The sequence below is a fragment of the Jiangella alba genome (genome assembly GCF_900106035.1).
Classification (GTDB): Bacteria; Actinomycetota; Actinomycetes; order Jiangellales; family Jiangellaceae; genus Jiangella; species Jiangella alba.
The window spans coordinates 157,698-178,927 of the sequence record NZ_FNUC01000004.1 but is presented as its reverse complement, the minus strand read 5'-3'; the positions used below and the strand labels follow the sequence as shown (position 1 = coordinate 178,927).

General features: G+C 71.9%; 23 protein-coding genes and 4 tRNA genes. 14 read left to right on the top strand and 13 right to left on the bottom strand.

From position 1 onward, the window contains the following. Window positions 1-65: 65 nt before the first annotated feature. From BLV02_RS18610 to BLV02_RS18600, 3 genes are all read right to left on the bottom strand, one after another. The gene (locus BLV02_RS18610; protein WP_069114871.1) at window positions 66-2,300 is read right to left on the bottom strand and encodes an esterase-like activity of phytase family protein; all 2,235 of its coding nucleotides are present in this window, start codon (window positions 2,298-2,300) and stop codon (window positions 66-68) included. A 90-nt stretch (window positions 2,301-2,390) separates the two neighbouring features. Continuing rightward, complete coding sequence (locus tag BLV02_RS18605) at window positions 2,391-3,122, bottom strand: dienelactone hydrolase family protein (protein ID WP_069114870.1); 732 nt, start codon at window positions 3,120-3,122, stop codon at window positions 2,391-2,393. Window positions 3,123-3,279: 157 nt separating this feature from the next. After that, a complete protein-coding gene (locus BLV02_RS18600; protein WP_069114869.1) occupies window positions 3,280-3,774 on the bottom strand; it encodes a YajQ family cyclic di-GMP-binding protein in 495 nt (164 codons plus the stop codon). 100 nt (window positions 3,775-3,874) lie between these two features. Here BLV02_RS18600 and BLV02_RS18595 point away from each other — a divergent pair. The 7 genes from BLV02_RS18595 (at window position 3,875) to BLV02_RS18565 (ending at window position 6,581) form a co-directional block, all read left to right on the top strand. Continuing rightward, a tRNA-Tyr gene (locus tag BLV02_RS18595) sits at window positions 3,875-3,956 on the top strand. Window positions 3,957-4,072: 116 nt separating this feature from the next. Next, window positions 4,073-4,145 (top strand) — tRNA-Thr (locus BLV02_RS18590). A 40-nt stretch (window positions 4,146-4,185) separates the two neighbouring features. Next, window positions 4,186-4,262 (top strand) — tRNA-Met (locus tag BLV02_RS18585). A gap of 99 nt (window positions 4,263-4,361) precedes the next feature. Then, window positions 4,362-4,532, top strand: a complete 171-nt coding sequence (gene rpmG / locus BLV02_RS18580) for a 50S ribosomal protein L33 (RefSeq protein WP_026877526.1) — start codon at window positions 4,362-4,364, stop codon at window positions 4,530-4,532. 70 nt (window positions 4,533-4,602) lie between these two features. Further along, window positions 4,603-5,061 carry a MaoC family dehydratase N-terminal domain-containing protein gene (locus BLV02_RS18575; protein ID WP_083289207.1) on the top strand — a complete coding sequence of 153 codons (459 nt, stop codon included), beginning with the start codon at window positions 4,603-4,605 and terminating at the stop codon, window positions 5,059-5,061. Next, a complete protein-coding gene (locus tag BLV02_RS18570) occupies window positions 5,054-5,500 on the top strand; it encodes a MaoC family dehydratase (RefSeq protein ID WP_069114868.1) in 447 nt (148 codons plus the stop codon). Before BLV02_RS18575 ends, BLV02_RS18570 begins: the two co-directional genes overlap by 8 nt. 13 nt (window positions 5,501-5,513) lie before the next feature. Then, window positions 5,514-6,581 carry a UDP-N-acetylmuramate dehydrogenase gene (locus tag BLV02_RS18565; protein WP_069114867.1) on the top strand — a complete coding sequence of 356 codons (1,068 nt, stop codon included), beginning with the start codon at window positions 5,514-5,516 and terminating at the stop codon, window positions 6,579-6,581. Window positions 6,582-6,602: 21 nt separating this feature from the next. Here BLV02_RS18565 and BLV02_RS18560 read toward each other — a convergent pair whose 3' ends face one another. The 5 genes from BLV02_RS18560 to BLV02_RS18540 all read right to left on the bottom strand — a co-directional run bounded on the left by BLV02_RS18560 (window position 6,603) and on the right by BLV02_RS18540 (window position 11,560). Then, a complete protein-coding gene (locus BLV02_RS18560; RefSeq protein ID WP_074946149.1) occupies window positions 6,603-7,502 on the bottom strand; it encodes an IS982 family transposase in 900 nt (299 codons plus the stop codon). Window positions 7,503-7,739: 237 nt separating this feature from the next. Further along, window positions 7,740-9,029 carry an FAD-binding oxidoreductase gene (locus BLV02_RS18555; RefSeq protein ID WP_069110704.1) on the bottom strand — a complete coding sequence of 430 codons (1,290 nt, stop codon included), beginning with the start codon at window positions 9,027-9,029 and terminating at the stop codon, window positions 7,740-7,742. Beyond that, on the bottom strand, window positions 9,026-9,535 hold the full coding sequence (locus BLV02_RS18550) for a GNAT family N-acetyltransferase (RefSeq protein ID WP_069110703.1): 510 nt from the start codon (window positions 9,533-9,535) through the stop codon (window positions 9,026-9,028). The genes BLV02_RS18555 and BLV02_RS18550 overlap by 4 nt, the downstream gene beginning before the upstream one ends. Window positions 9,536-9,680: 145 nt before the next feature. Further along, window positions 9,681-10,139 carry a nitroreductase family deazaflavin-dependent oxidoreductase gene (locus BLV02_RS18545; protein WP_069110702.1) on the bottom strand — a complete coding sequence of 153 codons (459 nt, stop codon included), beginning with the start codon at window positions 10,137-10,139 and terminating at the stop codon, window positions 9,681-9,683. Continuing rightward, entirely contained in the window at window positions 10,136-11,560 is a 1,425-nt protein-coding gene (locus tag BLV02_RS18540) for an MFS transporter (RefSeq protein WP_069110701.1), read from the bottom strand. Before BLV02_RS18540 ends, BLV02_RS18545 begins: the two co-directional genes overlap by 4 nt. A gap of 82 nt (window positions 11,561-11,642) precedes the next feature. Here BLV02_RS18540 and BLV02_RS18535 point away from each other — a divergent pair, with 82 nt between their 5' ends. Then, on the top strand, window positions 11,643-12,077 hold the full coding sequence (locus BLV02_RS18535; RefSeq protein ID WP_069110700.1) for a winged helix-turn-helix transcriptional regulator: 435 nt from the start codon (window positions 11,643-11,645) through the stop codon (window positions 12,075-12,077). 193 nt (window positions 12,078-12,270) lie between these two features. Then, window positions 12,271-13,074 (top strand): PIG-L family deacetylase, encoded by an 804-nt coding sequence (locus tag BLV02_RS18530; protein WP_069110699.1) that lies wholly within the window; start codon window positions 12,271-12,273, stop codon window positions 13,072-13,074. Between the two features lie 141 nt (window positions 13,075-13,215). Here the strand turns inward: BLV02_RS18530 and BLV02_RS18525 are convergent, their stop codons facing one another. The 5 genes from BLV02_RS18525 to BLV02_RS18505 all read right to left on the bottom strand — a co-directional run bounded on the left by BLV02_RS18525 (window position 13,216) and on the right by BLV02_RS18505 (window position 18,430). Continuing rightward, complete coding sequence (locus BLV02_RS18525) at window positions 13,216-14,241, bottom strand: adenosine deaminase (protein WP_069110698.1); 1,026 nt, start codon at window positions 14,239-14,241, stop codon at window positions 13,216-13,218. 10 nt (window positions 14,242-14,251) lie between these two features. After that, window positions 14,252-15,478 (bottom strand): pyridoxal phosphate-dependent aminotransferase, encoded by a 1,227-nt coding sequence (locus BLV02_RS18520; RefSeq protein WP_069110697.1) that lies wholly within the window; start codon window positions 15,476-15,478, stop codon window positions 14,252-14,254. A gap of 51 nt (window positions 15,479-15,529) precedes the next feature. Then, complete coding sequence (locus tag BLV02_RS18515) at window positions 15,530-16,159, bottom strand: hypothetical protein (protein ID WP_069110696.1); 630 nt, start codon at window positions 16,157-16,159, stop codon at window positions 15,530-15,532. A gap of 41 nt (window positions 16,160-16,200) precedes the next feature. After that, window positions 16,201-16,665 (bottom strand): hypothetical protein, encoded by a 465-nt coding sequence (locus BLV02_RS18510; protein WP_069110695.1) that lies wholly within the window; start codon window positions 16,663-16,665, stop codon window positions 16,201-16,203. Window positions 16,666-16,732: 67 nt separating this feature from the next. Next, window positions 16,733-18,430, bottom strand: coding sequence for a M14 family zinc carboxypeptidase (locus BLV02_RS18505; RefSeq protein ID WP_083288476.1), 1,698 nt, complete (start codon window positions 18,428-18,430; stop codon window positions 16,733-16,735). A 250-nt stretch (window positions 18,431-18,680) separates the two neighbouring features. Here BLV02_RS18505 and BLV02_RS18500 point away from each other — a divergent pair. The 5 genes from BLV02_RS18500 to rplA all read left to right on the top strand — a co-directional run bounded on the left by BLV02_RS18500 (window position 18,681) and on the right by rplA (window position 21,189). Further along, window positions 18,681-18,753, top strand: a tRNA-Trp gene (locus BLV02_RS18500). A gap of 54 nt (window positions 18,754-18,807) precedes the next feature. Further along, window positions 18,808-19,056 carry a preprotein translocase subunit SecE gene (gene secE, locus BLV02_RS18495; RefSeq protein ID WP_069110694.1) on the top strand — a complete coding sequence of 83 codons (249 nt, stop codon included), beginning with the start codon at window positions 18,808-18,810 and terminating at the stop codon, window positions 19,054-19,056. Window positions 19,057-19,064: 8 nt separating this feature from the next. Further along, window positions 19,065-19,895 (top strand): transcription termination/antitermination protein NusG, encoded by an 831-nt coding sequence (nusG, locus tag BLV02_RS37705; RefSeq protein ID WP_425432579.1) that lies wholly within the window; start codon window positions 19,065-19,067, stop codon window positions 19,893-19,895. A gap of 65 nt (window positions 19,896-19,960) precedes the next feature. Next, window positions 19,961-20,392, top strand: a complete 432-nt coding sequence (gene rplK, locus BLV02_RS18485) for a 50S ribosomal protein L11 (RefSeq protein WP_053206279.1) — start codon at window positions 19,961-19,963, stop codon at window positions 20,390-20,392. A gap of 86 nt (window positions 20,393-20,478) precedes the next feature. Beyond that, window positions 20,479-21,189, top strand: a complete 711-nt coding sequence (gene rplA, locus BLV02_RS18480; RefSeq protein ID WP_069110692.1) for a 50S ribosomal protein L1 — start codon at window positions 20,479-20,481, stop codon at window positions 21,187-21,189. The last annotated feature ends 41 nt before the right edge of the window (window positions 21,190-21,230 follow it).

Sequence of the window (21,230 nt, the reverse complement as noted above, 5' to 3'; positions counted from 1 at the left end):
CCCGTCGAACGATGGCTGGCGGTCTACTGGCGCAGTAGCCCCAGCAGACCGCCGGCCATCAGCCGTCAGTCCCGGAACTCCTCGGCGGCGGCGGAACCGAGGTCGGGGTTGTCGGTGAAGAAGCCGTCCATGCCGGCCTCCAGGAACACCCGGATCTCACCCTCGACGTCGCCGACGGCGTTGGGGTCGGCGGACGAGCGGAACTCGGCCGGCAGGAACTGGTTCTCCCGGCGGAAGGTCCAGCCGTGCACCTCGAGCCCGGCCCGGTGCGCGTCGCGGATGACGGGGGTCGGCTGGCCCAGCGTGCCCGAGGCGGTGCGCGGGATCATGACGTTCTTCTCCAGGCCGACGCCGTCGGCGTAGCGGGCGATCGCGCGCAGCCCGGCCGCCGTCGCGAGGTCGGCGTAGGTGCGCGGGTCGCCGGCGGCGACGAGGTCGTACGGGGCGCCGCTGGAGCTGATCAGCTGGGCCAGCGGCACGTCGGTCATGCGGTCCAGCTCCTTCAGGTTGCCGGTCTCGAACGACTGCAGGATGACCGGCGCGTTCCGGTGGTCCATCCCGTTCGCCCGCAGCTGCGCGACCAGCGGCTCCTCCAACGACAGCCCGATCGAGTCGAAGTACGTCGGGTGCTTCGTCTCCGGGTAGACGCCGACCGGCTCCCCGTCGCAGGTGCGGGAGGTGCGGGCGAGGTCGAGCACCTCGTCCAGCGTCGGGATCTGGTAGAGCCCGTCGAACGCGGTGTTGGCCGGACGGGTCGCCGGGATGCGCTCCTTCGCCCGCAGCGTGCGCAGCTCGGCGAGGGTGAAGTCCTCGGTGAACCAGCCGGTGACGTTGACGCCGTCGATCACCTTGGTGGTGCGGCGCCCGGCGAACTCCGGGTGGGCCGCGACGTCGGTGGTGCCGCCGATCTCGTTCTCGTGCCGGGCCACCAGCACGCCGTCCTTCGTCGAGACGAGGTCGGGCTCGATGTAGTCGGCGCACTGCAGGATCGCGGTCTCGTACGACGCCAGCGTGTGCTCCGGCCGGTAGCCCGACGCGCCGCGGTGCCCGACGACCGCGACGCCGTCGTCGGATGGCCGGGCCGGGCGCAGGTCGACGATGGCCAGCTCGGTGTCGTCGGGGGTGCCGGTGACGCGCGCGTCGTTGCCCGGGTAGTTGTTGTCGTTGCCGATCAGCATGCGGCCGTCCTTCAGCCGCAGCACGGTCTCGAACGACTGCACCGGCAGCGCGTACGTGTCGCCCAGCCCGTAGCCCTCGCCGGCGTCGATGCCCAGCGGGTTGTCGATGCGCAGCGCGTCGAGGATCAGCGTCTTGCGCACGTAGCCGTCGCGGTCGCGGCGGTTGAGGTCGATCTCGTAGACGCGCTTGACGACCGACTGGTCACCCTCGAAGTCGTCGCGCTCGATGATCCAGAACTTCCCGCGGCTGATGGTGAACGCGTCACCGATGACGTTGGCCTCCTGGTGCGTCTGGTAGCTCCAGGTCCGGCCGGTGTAGCTGCCGCGGCGGGTGTCGAACTCGTGGATCTCGCGGCGGCGCTGGTCGGGGTCGTCGACGTACGCGCCCTCGACGATCGGGTAGAGGTACCGGCCGTCGGGCGAGGCGGCCATCGCCTCGAACCCGCGGCTGGACCGCACCAGCGGCGTCTCGCCCGGCGCGAGGTACGGGCTCTGCGGCGACTTCAGCCCGCCGGGCAGCGGGACCGGCGGCTCCAGCAGCGTGCCGTCGGCGGCGAAGTGCAGGAGGAACGGGCCGAACTCCTCGCCCACCCAGAACGTGCCGTCCTTCGCCCGGACCAGCGACTCGATGTCGAAGTCGGCGCCGGTGAGCAGCCGGTCCGCGGTGTTCTCGTGGACGATCGGGAAGTCGAGCACGTGGTCGCGGTCGTTGTACTGGACGAACCGCTCGACCTCGATCTGCCCCGAGTCGCCGTCGCCGGTGTTCCAGTCCGGCCGCACGAGGTAGTTGCGCAGCAGGAAGTCCGCCGAGTTGCCCTTCGAGCCGAACCCGTTGTCGGGCTGCGCCCAGAACGTCCCGTCGCCGTTGTCGACCATGGCCGAGAAGCCCGGGATGACCTGGCCGTCCCACGGGCCCTGGCGCCCGTTCGCCGGTGACGCCAGGGCGCCCGACGGCGGCCCTTCGGCCAGGTGGTCGGCCGACAGCGTGGCGCGGCCCTCGAGGACGGGGTGCGTGACGGAGCCGCGCCCGGGCGGCTCGTGTTCTCCGGCGGCCGCGGCTGCCGGGAGCAGCAGGGTCGCGGCGACGGCGGCCGCGACGGAACGCGCGAGTGGAGTTCTCATTCGCCGATCACAACCGCGCCCTGCGACGACGACGCGACGCCGTCGTGAACGCCGCCCGGCGCACGGCCGAAGTCCGCGCGAACGGCCGCGTCACGTCAGGTGCCTGACGAAGAACCGGTCGCCGGCGTCGCCCTCGTGCGACGGGACGCCGGTGTGCCCGCCCATGTTCGCGTGCAGCGTCTTCTCCTCGCTGCCGAAGGCGTCGAACAGGTCCAGCGCCTGCTGCCGGTCGTTGCCTTCGTCGTCCCACTGCAGCAGGACCAGCAGCGGAATGGTGACCTGCCGGGCCTCCTCGACGATGACGCGGGGCACGTAGCTCCCGGCGAACAGCACGGCGGCCGAGATGCGCGGCTCGACCACCGCCAGCCGGACGCCGATGGCGATCACCCCGCCCGCGAACCCGACCGGCCCGCCGATCCCGGGCAGCGCGAGGAGCGCGTCGAGGGTGGCCCGCCACTCCGGGACCGCCTGGTCGACCAGCGGGAGGACGAGCCGGTCGACGATCTCGTCGTCGACCGGCTCACCGGCGCGCACCGCTCGCCGCAGGTCGGCGCGGGCCTGCTCGGCGGCGGCGAAACGGGGCCGGTCGCCGCCCCCGGGGAGCTCGATGGTGGCCGCGGCGAATCCCAGCGCCGCGCAGTGCCGGGCGCGGCCCACCAGCCGCGGGTACATCTGACGCAGCCCGCCGGGGTGGCCGAGCAGGATCAGCGGGGCCGGCGCGGACGCCGCCGCGGGCGTCCACAGGATGCCGGGGATCTCGCCGAGTGTGAACTCGCGTTCGAGGACGGCGTCGTCGAGGCGTTGTTCCGACGTGAATCGCATGGTCGTGCCTTTCGGGAGGCTCGTGAACGGCGCTCCCGGACGACCTATCGCCCGGCCGTGACCCCGGAGGGGAGCACCCATGTCGATACTGCGTTCACGGGTACCACCTCCTCGTTCTCTCGCATGGCCTCCCGCAGGCTAGCAGCCGGCCGACCCGTCAGCGGTAGTTCGTGAACTGGACGGCGAAGTCGAAGTCCTGCTCGCGCAGCATGGCCATGACGGTCTGCAGGTCGTTCTTGCTCTTCGACGAGACCCGCACCTCGTCGCCCTGCACCTGGGTCTTGACGCCCTTGGGCGCGTCGTCGCGGATGGCCTTGGTGATCTTCTTCACCTGGTCCTGGTCGAGGCCGTCCTGCAGGGTGGCGTTGATCTTGTAGACGGTGCCGGACGCGCGCGGCTCGCCGGCGTCGAGCGCCTTCAGTGAGACCTTGCGCTTGATCAGCTTGTCCTTGAAGACGTCGAGCACGGCGTTGACGCGGTCTTCGGCGGACGCCTCCATCTCGACGCCCAGTTCGCCCTGCCAGCGGATCGAGGCGCCGGTGCCACGGAAGTCGAACCGCTGCGCGATCTCCTTCGAGGCCTGGTTCAGCGCGTTGTCCACCTCCTGCCGGTCGACCTTGCTCACCACGTCGAACGACGACTCGCTAGCCACGACGGCTCCTTCTGGATCTCTCGAGCCCGAACCGATTGTCCGGCGCCCTCCGCACTGATGTATTCTCTCACCGGTCCCAGCCAATGGCGGGGAACCACCCGGCAGGTTGCCCGAGCGGCCAAAGGGAGCTGACTGTAAATCAGCCGGCACAGCCTACGCAGGTTCGAATCCTGCACCTGCCACGCCTCTCGAGGACAGTGAGTGCACGTCCCGGCCCGCCGGTTCGGGACGTGAACTCCGCAGCCGAACGGCCGATTTCGCACCACGGCCCCAGGTTGTGTACCCTCAACTGGCGCACGCCCCAATAGCTCAGTCGGCAGAGCGTCTCCATGGTAAGGAGAAGGTCTACGGTTCGATTCCGTATTGGGGCTCTGGTGAGGCTGCGCCGTTTGCGCGGCGCCGACTCCCCTCGGCGGGGTAGCTCAGGTGGTTAGAGCAAACGGCTCATAATCGTTGTGTCGCGGGTTCGAATCCCGCCCCCGCTACCACCAGCCCGGCCGTCACACCCGCACGATTGGGTGCGACACGACCAGGTCGGGTACCCTTGCACGGTTCCGACGATCCAGACGTCCCCGAAAGAGGCACCCGTGGCCGCCAAGAGCGCTGACATCCGTCCCAAGATCACCATGGCCTGCACGGAGTGCAAGGAGCGCAACTACATCACCAAGAAGAACCGGCGCAACGACCCCGACCGGCTCGACTTGAAGAAGTTCTGCCCGCGCTGCCGCACCCACACCGTCCACCGCGAGACCCGCTGACGCGTTCGCGTCCGGCTCGTGGCCAGGGTCTCCCGTCGGAGCCCGGCTCTGGTGACGGTAAGTTCAACGCATGCCCATTGATCCTTCGGTCGTCGGACGGGTCTACCCTCCCCAGATCTACGAAGTGAGCCGGGAGAAGATTCGCGAGTTCGCGGAGGCCATCGGCGACGCGAACCCGGCGTACGTCGACACCGCAGCCGCGCGCGGCTACGGGCACGACGATGTCGTCGCGCCGCCCACCTTCGTGATGATCATCGTGATGAACGGCTTCGACCTGCTGATGAAGGACCTCGGTATCGAGTTCGCCCGGGTCGTACACGTCGACCAGCGCTTCACCTACTCCCGGTCGCTGCCGGTGGGCAGCCGGGTCGAGGCGACCACGCGGCTCGACGGCGTCCGCGCCGTCGCCGGCAACGACCTGCTGAAGATCCGCACCGAGGTCCAGGACGCCGACGGCACCGACGTCTGCCTGTCCGAGGCCACGCTGCTGGTGCGCCCCGAGGACTCCGACGGAGGAGCCAGTGACTGAGCGGGTGACCGAGCAGCTGGCCGTCGGCGACGTCGTCGCCGACCAGACGTACTGGATCACCCGCGAGAACCTGGTCCGGTACGCCGGTGCGTCCGGCGACTTCAACCCGATCCACTGGAACGAGCGGGTGGCCAAGTCCGTCGGGCTGCCGGGGGTCATCGCCCACGGTCTGCTGACCATGGGGCTGGCCGGCCGGCTGCTCACCGACTGGCTGGGCGACCCCGCCGCGGTGGTCGAGTACGGCGTCCGCTTCGCCCGCCCGGTGGTCGTCCCCGACGACGACACCGGCGTCGCGGTGCGCGTGGCCGCCATCGTCACCGACGTCCGCGACGACGGCCTGGTGGCGCTCGAACTGACCGTCAAGGTCGACGAGCAGAAGGTGCTCACGCAGGCCCGGGCGCTGTGCCGGCTGCCGGCCGACCGGCCGTCGAGCTCGTAGCGACGAGGCCGCGATGCGCGAACTGACCGACGTCGCCCTCTCCGGCCTGACCACGCTGCGGCTGGGCGGGCCGGCCAAGCGCGTCGTCGAGGCCACCACCGAGGACGAGCTGATCGGCCTGGTCCGCGACTGCGACGAGCGCGGCGAGCCGGTGCTGGTGGTCGGCGGCGGTTCCAACCTGGTCGTCGACGACGCCGGCTTCGACGGCACGGTGGTGCTGGCCGGCACCCGCGGCATCGACGTCGACGCGAGCGCCTCCTGCGACAGCGGCGCGCTCGCCGCCTGCGGAGGGGTCCTGCTGACGGCCGCCGCCGGCGAGCCGTGGGACGACCTCGTCGCGTACACCGTCGCGAACGAGTGGCCCGGCATCGAGGCGCTGTCCGGCATCCCCGGCCTGGTCGGCGCCACCCCCATGCAGAACGTCGGCGCCTACGGCCAGGAAGTGGCGCAGACGGTCTGGACGGTGCGCACCTACGACCGCCAGGACCGCCGCGTCCGCACGTTCGCCAACGCCGACTGCCGCTTCGCCTACCGCGACAGCCGGTTCAAGGGCTCCGAGCGCTACGTCGTCCTCACCGTCAGCTACCAGCTGCGCGAGGGCGGCCTCGGCATGCCGGTCCGCTACGCCGAGCTGGCCCGCGGGCTCGGCGTCGAGGTGGGCGGGCGCGCGCCGATCGCCGCGGTGCGCGACACCGTCCTCGCCCTGCGCGCCGGCAAGGGCATGGTGCTCGACGCCGCCGACCACGACACCTGGAGCGCCGGGTCGTTCTTCACCAACCCGGTGCTCACCGAGGCGCAGGCGGCGGCGCTGCCCGACGGCGCGCCGCGGTTCCCGGCCGGCGACGGCCTGGTGAAGTCGAGCGCGGCGTGGCTGATCGAGCACGCCGGGTTCGGCCGCGGCTACGACGGCGGCCGCACCGACGTCTCGCTGTCGACCAAGCACACGCTGGCGCTGACGAACCGCGGCGACGCCAGCACGGCCGACCTCCTCGGCCTCGCCCGCGAGGTGCGCGACGGCGTCCGCTCCGCCTTCGGCGTCGAGCTGGTGCCTGAGCCGATGCTCGTCGGCTGCTCCCTCTAGATGAGTGAGTCCGATTGATCGTTAGTGGTCGTAGGCGATCAGGGATCGTTTGGCTTGGGTGCCGGTGTGCCAGTTGTGCCAGATCGCGGTGGCGAGGGCGAGTAGTCGTGCGGCGATGCGGGCGTGGACTCCGTTCAGGGTGCGGGCGCCGTGTTCCTCGAGGGTGAGCTGACCTTTCAGGGTGTCGAAGACGGCTTCGATCCATTGGCGGACCCGGGCCAGTTTGCCCCGTCTGGTCGGTTCGTCTTTGCGGTCGGGCCGGATCAGGTGCGCGCCCAGGCTGGTGACGAACTGGTCGAAGTCGCGCCCGGCGAACCCTTTGTCGGCGAGGATGACCTGCCCGGACGCGACGAGGTGGTGGTCGTGGTCGAGGAGCGCCCGGGCGGCGTCGCGTTCGCCGATCTTGGGGTTGGCCAGACCCCAGATGATCGGCATGCCCTCGGCGGTGGTGACCAGGTAGAGCCGGAATCCCCAGAAGAACCGCGAGTGACTGGCGCAGTAGCCGTAACCGGCGTGCCCGGCCAGGTCCGAGCGCTTCACCGTCTCCCGCGACGCCGCGCACGGCAGCGGGGTGGAATCCAGCAGCCGCAGATCGTCGTGCCAGGACGGCGTGTCCCGGGCCAGTTCGGTGATGACCGCGGCGAGCAGCCCTCCCAAGGACCGGAGTCGTTTGCCGTATCCAGACTGGCCGGGCAGGTAGGGGAACAGTCCGCCCAGCCGGGCGCGCGCAAACCGGACCCACCGCCGTTCCGACGCCACGCCGAGCAGCTGCTGCGCCACCGCCAGGGTGATCAGTTCACCGTCGGACAGCCCCGGCTTGCGGCCCGGCCGGTGATCACGCGACCACCCCAACACCGGGAAGACACGATCCTCGACATGGACATAGAGTGCGGTCAGGAGGGCGTCAAGATCATTGCTCACACACTGATCCTCGACGCCCTCCACCCATGTCTATCGACAGCGACACACCCACAAGATCAATAGGACTCACTCATCTAGGGTGTGGCTCCCAAGTCCATGGCCTACTGCGCGACGCCCAGGCGGCGCCTCGCGGCGTTCTCGTCAGTCGTCATAGAACCCCGCTATGACTTCCTCGTCGGCCTTGCGAGGCATCCACCTGGACGCCGCTCGCTACGGCCGAGACTTGGGGGACACACCCTAGCCGGCGCGGAAGACGGCGTCCGGGTCGTAGCGGCGCCTGATCTTGCGCAGGCGGGCGGCGTTGGCGCCGTAGTAGGCGAGCTCCGGGTCGGCGAGGCCGCGGTCGGCGAAGTTCGCGTAGACGCCGCCGGTGCCGTATGGGCCGAGGGTGTCGCGCATGGCGCCGGTCCAGCCGCGGGCCGTGGCGTCGGCGTCGGGCGTGAGGGCGATGTGGTGGACGACGTAGCGGGCGCCGCGGTGCGGGAAGGCGGTCGCGCCGGGGGCGACGTCGGAGTCGCCGCCGCCCCAGGGCATGAAGCCGACCTCGCGTTCGGCCGGACCGGCCGCGAACAGCGCGAGCAGCGCGCCCACCGCGTCGTCGGGCAGCGTCGTCTCGAAGAACTCCGAGGTGGCGTAGAGATGACGGGACGGGTCGGGGGTGTCGATGGCGCCGGCGAGGTCGCGGGCGGAGTCGAGGTAGGACAGCTCGGCGGCCTCGACGCGGACCGGTGCCGGCAGGCCGTCGCAGAGCTGGTCGAGCGCCGCGCGGGTCTCGGCCTCGGTGCCGGCCATCGCGCCGTGCAGCGCCACCTCGGCGGGGTAGAGGCCGGCCTCGGCGCACAGCCGGGCGGGCGCGTCGACGGCGCGGTCGAGCCAGGCGCGCAGCACGTCGGCGGCCGCGGCCAGCGGCCAGGTGTAGCGGAAGTTCGTCATCAGCGGCGCGGGAACCGTGCGGAACCGCATCGACGTCACCACGCCGAGGCCGCTGGTCCCGCCGCCGCGCAGCGCCCAGAACAGGTCCGGTTCGTGGTCGTCGTCGGCCACCACCGCCGCGCCGTCCGCCGTGACGACCTCGGTCCGGACCAGCTGGTCGCAGGTCAGCCCGTGCCGGCGGCTGAGCATGCCCCACCCGCCGCCGAGCGTCAGCCCGCTGACACCGACCGTCGGGCAGGTCCCGGTCGGCATCGCCCGGCCGTGCGCGCCGAGCGCCTCGACCAGCGCGGCCAGCCGCACCCCGCCGCCGACGACGACGTGGTCGCCGTCGACCTCGACGGAGTCCATCGGGGACACGTCGATCACCAGGCCGGTCGTCGAGGACAGGCCGGCCGCGCAGTGCCCGCCGGACCTGACGGCGATCGGCAGCGCCTCGCGGCGGGCGTACTCGACGGCGACGGCGACCTCGGCGGCGTCACGGCAGCGCAGCACGGCGACCGGCACCGGGACGCCGTCGTGCGCCGTGAACGGCCGCGGCGAGGCGGCGGCGTCGAAGCCCGGATCGCCGTGGCGGAGCAGCTCGCCGGCGCTCATGCCTGCCCCACCCGCAGCGTGTAGAGGTCGCAGCGGTCGCCGTCGATCGTCGTCTGGGTCCAGAACGCGAAGCCGAGCTTGCCGGCGACCCGCTTCGACGGGCCGTTCCCCGGATCGATGATCGCCAGCAGCTCGCCGGTGTACGTCCGGCCGGCGTGCTCCAGCAGCGCCGCGCCGGCCTCGGTGGCGTACCCGAGGCCGCGTGCCTCCGGCACGAACCGGTACCCCCACTCCAGCCGGTCCCGGCCGTCGATCTCGATGTGGTCGACGCCGGTGTAGCCGACGACGCGGCCGGTGGCCCGCTCGACCACCGGCTGCTTGCCGAACGGGATCGTCCGGCAGACGTCGGCCATGTGGTCGAAGCGGGCACCGGCCTGCTCCGGGGTGAGGACCGCCGGCGCGAACGCCATGAAGGCCTCGTCCTGGAAGAGTTCGAGGAACCGGGCACGGTCGGTCTCCTGGGGCGGTCGCACCAGCAGCCGGTCGGTCGTCACGCCGTCGGTCATCGGCACATCTTAGGGTGGGTCTCCCGGGTCCATGGCCTACTGCGCGACGCCCAGGCGGCGCCTCGCTACGTTCTCGTCAGTCGTCATAGAACCCCGCTATGACTCCCTCCTCGGCCTTGCGAGGCATCCACCTGGACGCCGCTCGCTACGGCCGAGACCCAGGAGACACACCCTCAGTGCGCTCCAGCACCACCACCGGGATCGTGCGCGGCGTCCGCTCCTCGTACGCGAGGTACACCGGGGCGAGCGTCGTCATGAGCGCCCAGAGCCGGCGCCGCTCCGCGCCCTGCGCCGTCCGCGCCGTCGCGGTGAACCGCTCGCCCCTGACCTGCACCTCGACGACGGGGTTGGCGGCGAGGTTGCGGTACCAGGACGGGTGCGTCGCGGTCACCGCCGACCCGGACGCGACCAGCACGTACCGGTCGCCGTCGGTGCCGTAGAACATGGCGTTGCGGTAGCGCCGCCCGCTGGTCCGGCCGGTCACCGTCAGCACCAGGTTCGGCACGCCGCCCTCGAGGTGGCCGTCGCGGCCGTCGGTGGCGAGGTAGCGGCGCACGTGCTCGGCCACCGACCGGTCCGGGCTGTCCACGACGTCGCCGCTCATACCGTCACCTCCGCTGCGACGACGTCGGCGGCCGGACGGCGACGGCGGCGCAGGCCGGACGCGGTGACGACGACGCCGATCAGGGCGGCGGCCAGGGGGACCAGCAGCGCCGTCCGGAACGCGTCCAGGTCCGCGCCGGCGGGCCCGCTGCTGCCGACGACCACCGCCGTCACGACGGCCAGGCCGAGCGCCGACCCGAACTGGAACGACGTCGTCAGGACGCCGCTGGCCAGCCCCTGTTCCTCCGCGGCGACGCCGTCGGTGGCGGCGATCGTCAGCGGCCCGTAGCCCAGGGCGAACGCGGTGCTCAGCACGAGGAACGACGGCAGCATGGCGGCGTACGTCCAGTCCGCGCCGACCCGCAGGAACAGCGCGTACGCCACGGCGGCCAGCACCAGCCCGGCCACGATCACCGTCGCGTTGCCGAACCGGCGCACCAGCACCGGCGTCAGCGTCGGCGCGAGGATCGCGTCCAGTCCGAGCACCATCAGCGCGAGTCCCGTCTGCGTCTCCGACCAGCCGCGGTACTCCTGCAGGTAGAGCACGGCGATGAACTGGAAGCCGACGAACCCGCCGACCAGCAGCATCGCGCCGGCGTTGGCCCGCAGCAGCGGCGCGGAGCGCAACAGCCCGAGCCGCAGCAACGGCGTGCGGGATCGCCGCTCGATCGTCACGAACAGCGCCAGCAGCGCCAGCCCGGCGGCCGCCGTCGTCACCGTCGAAGCGGGCTCCACGTCGGGCAGCATGACGACGGTGTAGACGAGCAGCAGCATGGCGCCCGTGAGGCTCAGCGTGCCGCCGACGTCGTACCCGCCGCCGGTCCGCGCCGCCGGGGTGTCGTGCGGGATCAGCCGCACCGCCGCCGCCAGGATGACCGCGGCCATGATGACGGGGGCGAAGAACACCCAGCGCCAGTCGATCGACGTCAGCAGCCCGCCGGTGACCATGCCCAGCGAGAAGCCGCCGGCCGCGATGCCGGCGTAGACCAGCAGCGCACGGGTCCGCAGCGGGCCTTCGGGGAACGTCGTCGTGATGATCGAGAGGCCGGCCGGGGTCATGAAAGCCGCCGCGACACCGGTGACGAACCGCGCGAGGATCAGCAGCCAGCCGTCGGTGGCCAGGCCGCCGAGGCCGGAGAAGAGCAGGAAGACGGTGAGCCACAGCACGAACATCCGGCGCCGGCCGAGCAGGTCCGACGCGCGCCCGCCGAGCAGCACGAAGCCGCCGTAGCCGAGCACGTACGCGCTCACCACCCACTGCAGCGAGGTCGTGGACAGGCCGAGGTCGGCCCGGATCGAGGGGAGCGCGACGCCCATCATCGAGACGTCGATGCCTTCGAGGAAGATCGCGCTGCTGAGCACGAGCAGGATGGCCCAGCCGCGACCGGTGAGCCGGTCGGCGGGTGCCGTCGGGGTTGGCACGGGAAGCGCTCCTTCATGGTTATCGAACCGAGGGTCGGTTCCTTCTTGTAACTGATCGCATCTTCCGGCACTATGGCTGACCATGGAAGAAGGCACTTCGAAGTCACCCGGGCACCCTCAGGGAACCGACGACTGCCAGCAGTGGGACCCGCGCGAAGACTGCGACGTCCGGCAGATCCTCGACCGCATCGCGGACAAGTGGTCGCTGCTCGTCATCGCCCTGCTCGACGGCCGCAGCCTGCGCTTCACCGAGCTGCGCCGCCGCATCGACGGCGTCAGCCAGCGCATGCTGACGGTCACCCTGCGCCAGCTGGAGCGCGACGGCCTGGTCCGCCGCACCGTGCACCCCGTCGTGCCGCCGCGGGTCGACTACGAGCTGACGCCGCTCGGCGCCACCCTGCACGACACCATCGAGGCGCTGGTCCGCTGGACCGAGGACCACCAGCAGGAGATCGCCGCCGCGCGCGACGCGTACGACCAGCGCGCCGCGGCCGCCGCCGAGCTCGTCGACGCCTGAGGTTCCTGCCCGGAACGGGGTGCGCGGGCGCCCGCCGATGTGGCAGACTCTGCGCTCGTGATCGCCATGCCGACCCGCACCGCCGTCCCGGCGGTCCTCGGCATGTCCTGCTGTTGTCGCTGTCGCTGAACCTCACCCGCGACCCGACCACCCTCGGGGCCGTTCGCCGGCTCCGTCACCACAGCAGGCAGGAATGTTCTCGAACCCCTCGCCCCTCCGCGGGCGCACCGTCCTCGTCCTCCACGCCCACCCCGACGACGAGGCGATCTTCACCGGCGTGACGATGCGCCGCCTGGCCGACGCCGGGGCGCGGGTCGTGCTGGTCACGGCCACGCTCGGCGAGCTGGGCGAGGTGCACGTGCCGCTGTCGCCCGGCGAGACGATGGCGCAGCGGCGGGTCGCCGAGCTGGAGAGCGCGGCGGCCCTACTGGGTGTGCAGCGACTGGTGCTGCTCGGCGCCCGCGACTCCGGGCTGCCCGGCGCCGCCGACAACGTCCACCCCGACGCCCTCGCCGCGGCCGACCCCTCGCGCGTCGCCCGGCGTATGGCCGACCTGATCGACGAGGAGTCCGCCGAGGCCCTCGTCCACGACGACGGCCGCGGCATCTACGGGCACCCGGACCACCTGGCGGCGCACCGCATCGGCGCGGCGGCCGCCCGGCTGACCGGCGTCACCGCCTACCAGTCCACCGTCGACCGCGACCACCTGCACGACCGCGTCACCCGGTCGCACCTCATCCACGCCGCCGCCGAGGCGACCGGCCTGCCGTTCGGCGTCCCGTCCGCCGACGTCGCGCTGCGCATCGGGGCGACGGCGGGGGAGCTGGCGGTCAAACGGGCCGCCATCGCCGTGCACGCCAGCCAGGTCAGCGCCGAGTCGCTCGGCCACGCCGGCTTCGACGAGGCGTACGGCTACGAGTGGTACCTGCGGTCGGGCGCCAGTTCTGGGATCTTGGACGAGCTGGCTCTTCCGGCCGTGGTCGGTGCGCCGGCGTAGGAGCATGCGGTTGGGTGTGGCGCAAGAGGGACCATGTTTCCATGATCATGTTCGGTTGCGGCGTGTGAGCGACCGCTAGGGGACATGATCACGACGCCCCGCACCGCAGCGGACGGGGAGGCGCCACACCTCCGCAGAACCTCAGGACGCCAACCAGGCGTCGACGCCTTCGAGGAGGACCTTGCGGACGTCGGACGGGGCGGACGAGCCCTCGATCGAGCCGCGGGCGAGCTCGGCGAGGTCGGCGTCGGAGAAGCCGTGCACGTGCCGCGCGGTCTCGTACTGGTCCAGCAGCCGCGACCCGAACAGCAGCGGGTCGTCGGCGCCGAGCGCCACCCGCGCTCCCGCGTCGGCCAGGGCGCGCAGCGGTACGTCGGCGGGCGTCGGGTAGACGCCGAGGCTGACGTTGGACGCGGGGCAGACCTCGAGGGTGGTCCGCGCGTCGACGATGCGGGCCAGCAGCGCGGGGTCCTCCACCGAGCGGATGCCGTGCCCCAGCCGGTCGGCGTGGAGGTCGTCGAGGCAGGCACGGGCGCTGCCGGGGCCGCGCAGCTCGCCACCGTGCGGGACGGAGATGAGGTCGGCCCGGCCGGCGATGGCGAAGGCGGGCGCGAACTCCGCGATGACGCCGCGCCGCTCGTCGTTGGAGAGCCCGAACCCGACCACGCCGCGACCCGCGTACTGGACGGCGAGCCGGGCCAGCGTGCGGGCGTCGAGCGGGTGCCGGGTCCGGTTCGCCGCGATCACCACGGCGATCCCGACCCCCGTCGACGCCGACGCGACCCGCGCCGCGTCGAGCACGAGGTCGGTGAACGCGGTGATGCCGCCGAACCGGCCGCCGTAGCCTGACGGGTCGACCTGGATCTCCAGCCAGCCGGACCCCTCGGCCGCCTCGTCCTCGGCCGCCTCGGTGACCAGCCGCCGCACGTCGCGCTCCGTCCGCAGCACCGACCGGGCGAGGTCGTACAGCCGCTGGAACCGGAACCAGCCCTTCTCGTCGGCCGCCGACAGCAGCGGCGGCCAGTCCTCGCGCAGCGAGTCGGGCAGCCGCACGCCGTGCTCGTCGGCGAGGTCGAGCAGCGTCGCGTGCCGCATCGAGCCGGTGAAGTGCAGGTGCAGGTGCGCCTTGGGCAGGGCCCGCAGGTCGCGAAGGGCTGGTCCGGTCACCGCCGCGAACTCAGCCGAGCAGCCGCTGGATGCGCCCGACGCCCTCGGCGAGATCGTCGTCGCCCAGGGCGTACGAGAGCCGCAGGTAGCCGCTCGGGCCGAACGCCTCGCCCGGCACCACCGCGACCTCGGCCTCCTCGAGGATGAGCTCGGCCAGCTCGGCGCTGGTCTTCGGCGTGCGCCCGGCGATGGTGCGGCCGAGCACGTCCTTCACCGACGGGTACGCGTAGAACGCGCCCTCGGGCTCGGGGCAGAAGACGCCGTCGATCTCGTTGAGCATCGACACCATGGTGCGGCGGCGACGGTCGAAGGCGGCCCGCATCTCGGCGACGGCGGAGAGGTCGCCGGAGACGGCGGCCAGCGCGGCCCGCTGCGCGACGTTGGAGACGTTGGACGTGGCGTGCGACTGCAGGTTGCCGGCCGCCTTGATGACGTCCTTCGGGCCGATCATCCAGCCGACCCGCCAGCCCGTCATGGCGTAGGTCTTGGCCACGCCGTTGACGACGACGCAGGTGTCGGCCAGCTCGGGCACCTCGACCACGATGGACGAGAACGTGGCGTCGCCGTAGACGAGGTGCTCGTAGATCTCGTCGGTGACGACCCACAGGCCGTTGGCGTGCGCCCACCGGCCGATCTCGCGGACCGTCTCGGGGGAGTACACGGCGCCGGTGGGGTTCGACGGCGACACGAACAGCAGCACCTTGGTGCGCGGCGTGCGGGCCGCCTCGAGCTGCTCGACGCTGACGCGGTAGCCGGTGGTCTCGTCGGCCAGCACCTCGACGGGGACGCCGCCGGCCAGCGCGATGGACTCGGGGTACGTGGTCCAGTACGGCGTGGGCAGCAGCACTTCGTCGCCGGGATCGAGCAGCGCCGCGAAGGTCTCGTAGACGGCCTGCTTGCCGCCGTTGGTGATGAGCACCTGGCTCGGCTCGACCTGGTAGCCGGAGTCGCGCAGCGTCTTCGCCGCGACGGCCTCCTTCAGCTCGGGCAGGCCGCCGGCCGGGGTGTAGCGGTGGTTGCGGGGGTCGCGGCAGGCCTCGACCGCGGCCTCGACGATGTAGTCGGGCGTCGCGAAGTCGGGCTCGCCGGCCCCGAAGCCGATGACCGGCCGGCCCGCCGCCTTGAGCGCCTTCGCCTTCGCATCGACCGCGAGCGTGGCCGACTCGGCGATGGCGGCGATGCGGGCAGAGACGCGGGGGCGGGCGCCGGCGGGCGCAGGCGGGGTCATGCCGTTCATCTTGGCATCACCTCGCCGCGCCGCGCCAAGGGGTTGCGCCGATTGGACGAGTCAGCGCCGCTTGCCGCTCACGGCGGCGTAGTAGGCGCTCGACTCGGGCCGGTACAGCAGGTACAGGATGTACGCCGCCAGCGCGATGGTCAGCACGTTGATGATGAGGTTGAGGCCGCCGCCACCGCTGAGCGAGAACAGCGTGAACAGGATGTTCAGACCACCGAGCACGGTGGCGACCACCCGGGCCCACGACTTGCCGGCCTTGTTGGCGTAGGCCATCCACAGCCACAGCGCGGCGCCGAGCAGGCCGACCACGACGCCCACCCCGACGATGAGGTTGGCGGCGGCGTCGACGTCGTCAGCGCTGAGGCTGCTGTCGTTGTCGCGGATCGCGTCGCGAATGGAGTCGCGCGCCAGCAGTGTGAACAGCAGGCCGAGCACCGACAGGCCGGCGCCGACGTACATCAGGATGGCGGCGCGGCGGATCGACTGCGGCGGCTCGGACGGCGGCGCGGGTTCGCCCCAGGCGGAGGCACCCCCGTCGACCGGCCCGCTCCACGCCGGCGGCCCGCTGGGCGGCGGCGTGGCCCCCCACGGCTGCTCCGGCGGCCGGCCCTGGCCCGACTGCGCATACGGGTTCTCGTCCTCGCCCGGACCGGATCCCGGCGGAGGGGTGGTGCCACTCATGGTCGATTCTCCATCGTCGTCGGGTGCCTTTCTGGCGCACCTTAGCTGGTCGGAGGGTGTTGACGCAGGAACCAGCGCCGCGAATCGGGCCGGTACAACAGCCAGATCACGGCGGCGCCGACCACCGCGATGAGAACGCTCACCACGTTGTAGGCGTCGAACCGCGGCGAGCCGGCGAGCGTCGCCGCGACGGCGGCCACGTACAGGACCGCGAAGAACGTCGCCGCCCGCCGGGCCCGCCGGCTGCCGTGGGCGCAGTAGCGGGCCACCAGCAGCCAGATCGCGGCGACGACGAAGAGGTACACGACGTACGAGCCGCGGGCGCTGGTGCCGGACGAGGTGTCGAGGACGTCCTCGTACGCGTCGGGGTCGATCAGCCGCAGCAGGCCGAGCACAGCCGTCAGGGCGGCGCCGGCGTACATGAGGCGCACGGCGAGGACGACGTCGCGGGGCGGCCGCAGCCGCTCGGCGCTGCCGGTCTTGGGCGGGTCCGCCGTACCGCTCATGCCGTTCTCCGTCCGGTCGCGGGCCTCTGTATCGACAGTAGAGACCCGTGACCGACGGCGCCAGCGATCAGCGGCCCCTCGGCGGCACCGCCGGGCAGCGGCGCAGGTCCAGGTCGGCGCTCTGGCCGCGCTCGATCGTCACCTGCTGGCTGTGCACGACCCGGCCGGAGCGGTTGCGGCAGGACACCGTCCAGCTCTCCGGCAGCCGCGCGGACTCGTACTGGCTGGGCCGCGGCGACGGCTGGACGTGCCACTCGAACCGTCCGCTCGCCGGGACCGTCAGCGTCGATGAGAGCTCGACCGGCGTCGACAGGACCGCGCCCGCCACCGGCGACGAGTCGACGACGACGTCCTTGGCGATGGTCAGCTCGATGCCGGGCTTGGCCCGCCCCGTGAGCACCGAGTGCAGCGCCGGGTCGGCGGCCGCGTCCCAGGCGATCAGCAGCGCCTCGCGCATGCTGGACCCGGGGTAGCTGCCGGTGCCGAAGTACTGGTCGACGACGTACTCGTACGGCGGGTGGAACCGCGCCAGCCCGTCGTGGCCGGGCGTCATCTCCGTCGTGAACCCGAAGATCCCGGCGGTGTAGAAGGCGTTCTGCTCGGCGACGCCGCTGGCCTCGTAGTAGATCTCCGGCCATGGCCCGGCCGGCCAGTCCAGCGCGGCGCCCAGCTCCTGGGCCAGCGCGTCGTACGCCTCGACGTCGGCCGGCACCGGCTCCAGCGGCGAGCTGGGGGCGCGCAGCAGCCGGCCGTCCGGCGAGTGGTTGTGCACCGCGACGGTGACCTGGTGGGCGGCGGTCAGTTCGGCGATGTTGCGGATCTCCGGCTCGGAGTACGGCGCCTCGCCGTAGTGGTTGCTGGCCGTCTGGCTGCCGCTGGACCCGGGCCCGCCCCAGAACGGCGCGTAGTTGCGGTTGAGGTCGACGCCGCGGCCGGCGTTGACGGGGTCGGCGCACTGCTCGTACGTGGGGACGGCGCCGTGCGCCACCCGGCAGTTCTTCCGTTTCTGCTCGTTGACGAGGCTGCGCGACAGCTCGTAGCCGTCCGGGTTCACCGCCGGCACCACGATCATCGTCGTGCTGTCGAGCAGCCGCGTGACGCGCTCGTCGGCGCCGTCGTGCTGCAGCACGTCCCACGCGAACTCCAGCGTGACCTCGGCGGTCGGCCACTCGCGCGCGTGGTGCACGCCCGTGGTGAGGAACACCGGCTCGCCGGACGGCGCGTGCACGTCGCGGGAGATCTCGACGCCGTACACGGTGCGGCCGAGCAGCGTCGGGTGCGGCAGCGCGAACCGGCGCACGAGGTCCGGGTGGGCCGCCTCCAGCTCGGCCAGCTCGGCCTCGATCTCGTCCAGCGTGCGGTACGACACCCGCCCGGTCGGCAGCTCGGACGTCGCCGCCGTCGCCTCGGCGCGCTCCTCGGCGGCGCGGGTCGCCTCCTGCGCGAGCGCGGCCGGCGACCGGTCGTGGTCGACGACGACCGGGTCGAAGCCGGCGGCGCGCAGGGCCGCCGCCTCGGCGTCGTCGTAGAGGAACAGCTCGGCGCCGCTCTCGTCGGCGTCGACGACGTCCAGGCCGAGGCCGAGCAGCCGGCGGCGGTCGTCGTCGGTGCCCGCCTCGACGCGGACGACGGTGACCTCCGCACCGGGCAGGGTGGCCGACGGTGCGGGGCGGCCGGCCGCGACCGGCCCGGCGAAGAGCGCTCCGGCCAGGCCGAGCGCGAGCGCGCCGGCGGCGAGACGGACGGGGACGGTCGCTGTGGCCACGGGCTGCCTCCCGGTCGACGGCAGGTGACATCTCGCTCGAATCGTGATCATTCCGTCGCGCCCGGGCGGCGGTCAAGGAACGGACCGAGGGGTGATCTCGTTATGACCTTCGTGGTGGTGAAGAGCGCTCTCCGCAGCGAGTTCGACCAGGACGCCCCTCACCCCGTACACTCTCACTCTTGGGTGGTCGCCGGACCCCCAGCCGAAGCGTGCCCGCACCTCACTGGCTGGAACCGTCGCGTCCATTCGAAGGGCAGTAGCTCAATTGGTAGAGCACCGGTCTCCAAAACCGGCGGTTGGGGGTTCAAGTCCCTCCTGCCCTGCGAGGTCGCCACACCCAGCGGCCTGACGTTGTTCCAGAGTCAGCGAGGTAGCACGTGACGGAGACCAGCGGCAAGACCGCTACACCCGAGCGTCCGCGTTCGCCCCGGCGCCGCGGGCCGTTCGCCCGGCTGTCGCTCTGGATCCGCCAGGTCGTGGCCGAGCTGCGGAAGGTCGTCTACCCGACTCGCAAGCAGCTGCTGACGTACACGGCCGTCGTGCTCGTCTTCGTGGCGATCATGATCGCCACCGTCTCGCTGCTCGATCTGGGCCTGGGCTGGGCGATGTTCAAGGTCTTCGGCTGATCGATCCCGTGGTCAGCCGCACCCAGGAGGAAGAAGCGCACACCGTGTCCGAGCACGAGTCGACCATCGACGACGCCGAGACCGAGGAGTCGCCCGCGGGCGAGACCGGTCCGGTCGAGGCTGCCACCGACGCCGAGTCCACTGAGGACGACGCCGTCGGCAGCGACGAGTCCGAGGGCGACGCCGCCGAGGACGACGCCGCCGGCAGCGACGAGGCCGAGGAGGCCGACGACGCCGAAGAGGCCGAAGAGGCCGACCCGCTGGCCGAGTTCCGCCGGGTGTTGCGCGCCAAGCCGGGTGAGTGGTTCGTCGTCCAGACCTACTCCGGTATGGAGAACCGGGTCCGGGCCAACCTCGAGAACCGCATCGGCAGCCTCAACATGGAGGACTACATCTTCGAGATCGAGGTCCCGACCGAAGAGGTCGCCGAGATCAAGAACGGCCAGCGCCGCCTGGTGAAGCGCAACCGCTTCCCCGGCTACGTGCTCGTGCGCATGGACATGACCGACGAGTCGTGGTCCGCGGTCCGCAACACCCCGGCCGTCACCGGGTTCGTCGGGCACGCGCACCAGCCCATCCCGCTGGGCCTCGACGAGGTCGAGCGGTGGCTCGCCCCGCAGGTGGCCGAGCAGGCCAAGCCGGCCGAGGAGAAGAAGCAGGTCGAGGTCGTAGACTTCCAGGTCGGCGACTCCGTCATGGTGGTCGACGGGCCGTTCGCCACCCTGCACGCGACCATCAACGAGATCAACGCCGACTCCCAGAAGATCAAGGGACTGGTCGAGATCTTCGGCCGCGAGACCCCCGTCGAGCTCTCGTTCAACCAGATCCAGAAGCTCTGACGGTCCCCGCGCGCGCCGTCCGGCGCACATGGGACAGCATCACCATCACGACAAGGACCCGAGGAATGCCAGCGAAGAAGAAGGTCGCAGGCCTGATCAAGCTCCAGATCCAGGCCGGCCAGGCGACCCCCGCACCGCCGGTCGGCCCCGCGCTGGGCCAGCACGGCGTCAACATCATGGAGTTCTGCAAGGCGTACAACGCGGCCACCGAGTCGCAGCGCGGCAACGTCATCCCGGTGGAGATCACGGTCTACGAGGACCGCAGCTTCACCTTCGTCACGAAGACGCCGCCGGCCGCCAAGCTGATCCTCAAGGCCGCGGGCATCGACAAGGGCTCCGGCGAGCCGCACCGCGTGAAGGTCGCGTCGATCAGCCGCGAGCAGCTGCGGGCCATCGCCGAGCAGAAGATGCCCGACCTCAACGCCAACGACGTCGAGGCCGCCGAGAAGATCATCGCGGGCACCGCCCGTCAGATGGGCGTCACGGTCGCCGACTGAACCGCCGGCCGGGCAGACCGGCCGGTCAGTGGGAGGGTCCCAGCGCTGGGCCCGCACCACGACTCCAGGAACCACGAGGAGAAGACATGAAGCGCAGCAAGTCCTACCGCGCCGCGGCCGAGAAGATCGACCGCGACCGCCTGTACAACCCCGCCGAGGCCGTCAAGCTGGCCCGCGAGACGTCGACCACCAAGTACGACTCCACCGTCGAGGTCGCGCTGAGGCTGGGCGTCGACCCCCGCAAGGCGGACCAGATGGTCCGTGGCACCGTCAACCTCCCGCACGGCACCGGCAAGACCGCTCGGGTCCTGGTCTTCGCCGTCGGCCCGAAGGCCGAGGAGGCCAAGGCGGCGGGCGCCGACATCGTCGGCGGCGACGAGCTGGTCGAGGAGGTCCAGGGCGGCCGGCTCGACTTCGACGCCGTGGTCGCCACGCCCGACCTCATGGGCAAGGTCGGCCGGCTGGGCCGGGTGCTCGGCCCGCGCGGCCTGATGCCGAACCCGAAGACCGGCACCGTCACCATGGACGTCGAGAAGGCCGTCTCCGACATCAAGGGCGGCAAGATCGAGTTCCGGGTCGACCGCCACGCCAACCTGCACTTCATCATCGGCAAGACGTCGTTCACCGAGCAGGCGCTCGCCGAGAACTACGCTGCCGCGCTCGACGAGGTCAACCGGCTCAAGCCGTCGGCCTCGAAGGGCCGCTACATCCGCAAGGCGACGCTCGCCACGACCATGGGCCCGAGCATCCCGCTCGACCCGTCGAAGGTCCGTGCGGCGGAGTCCGCCGACGCATGAGCTCGAATCGGTGAGCCGTTGCTGACGGTTCACCGCCCGCC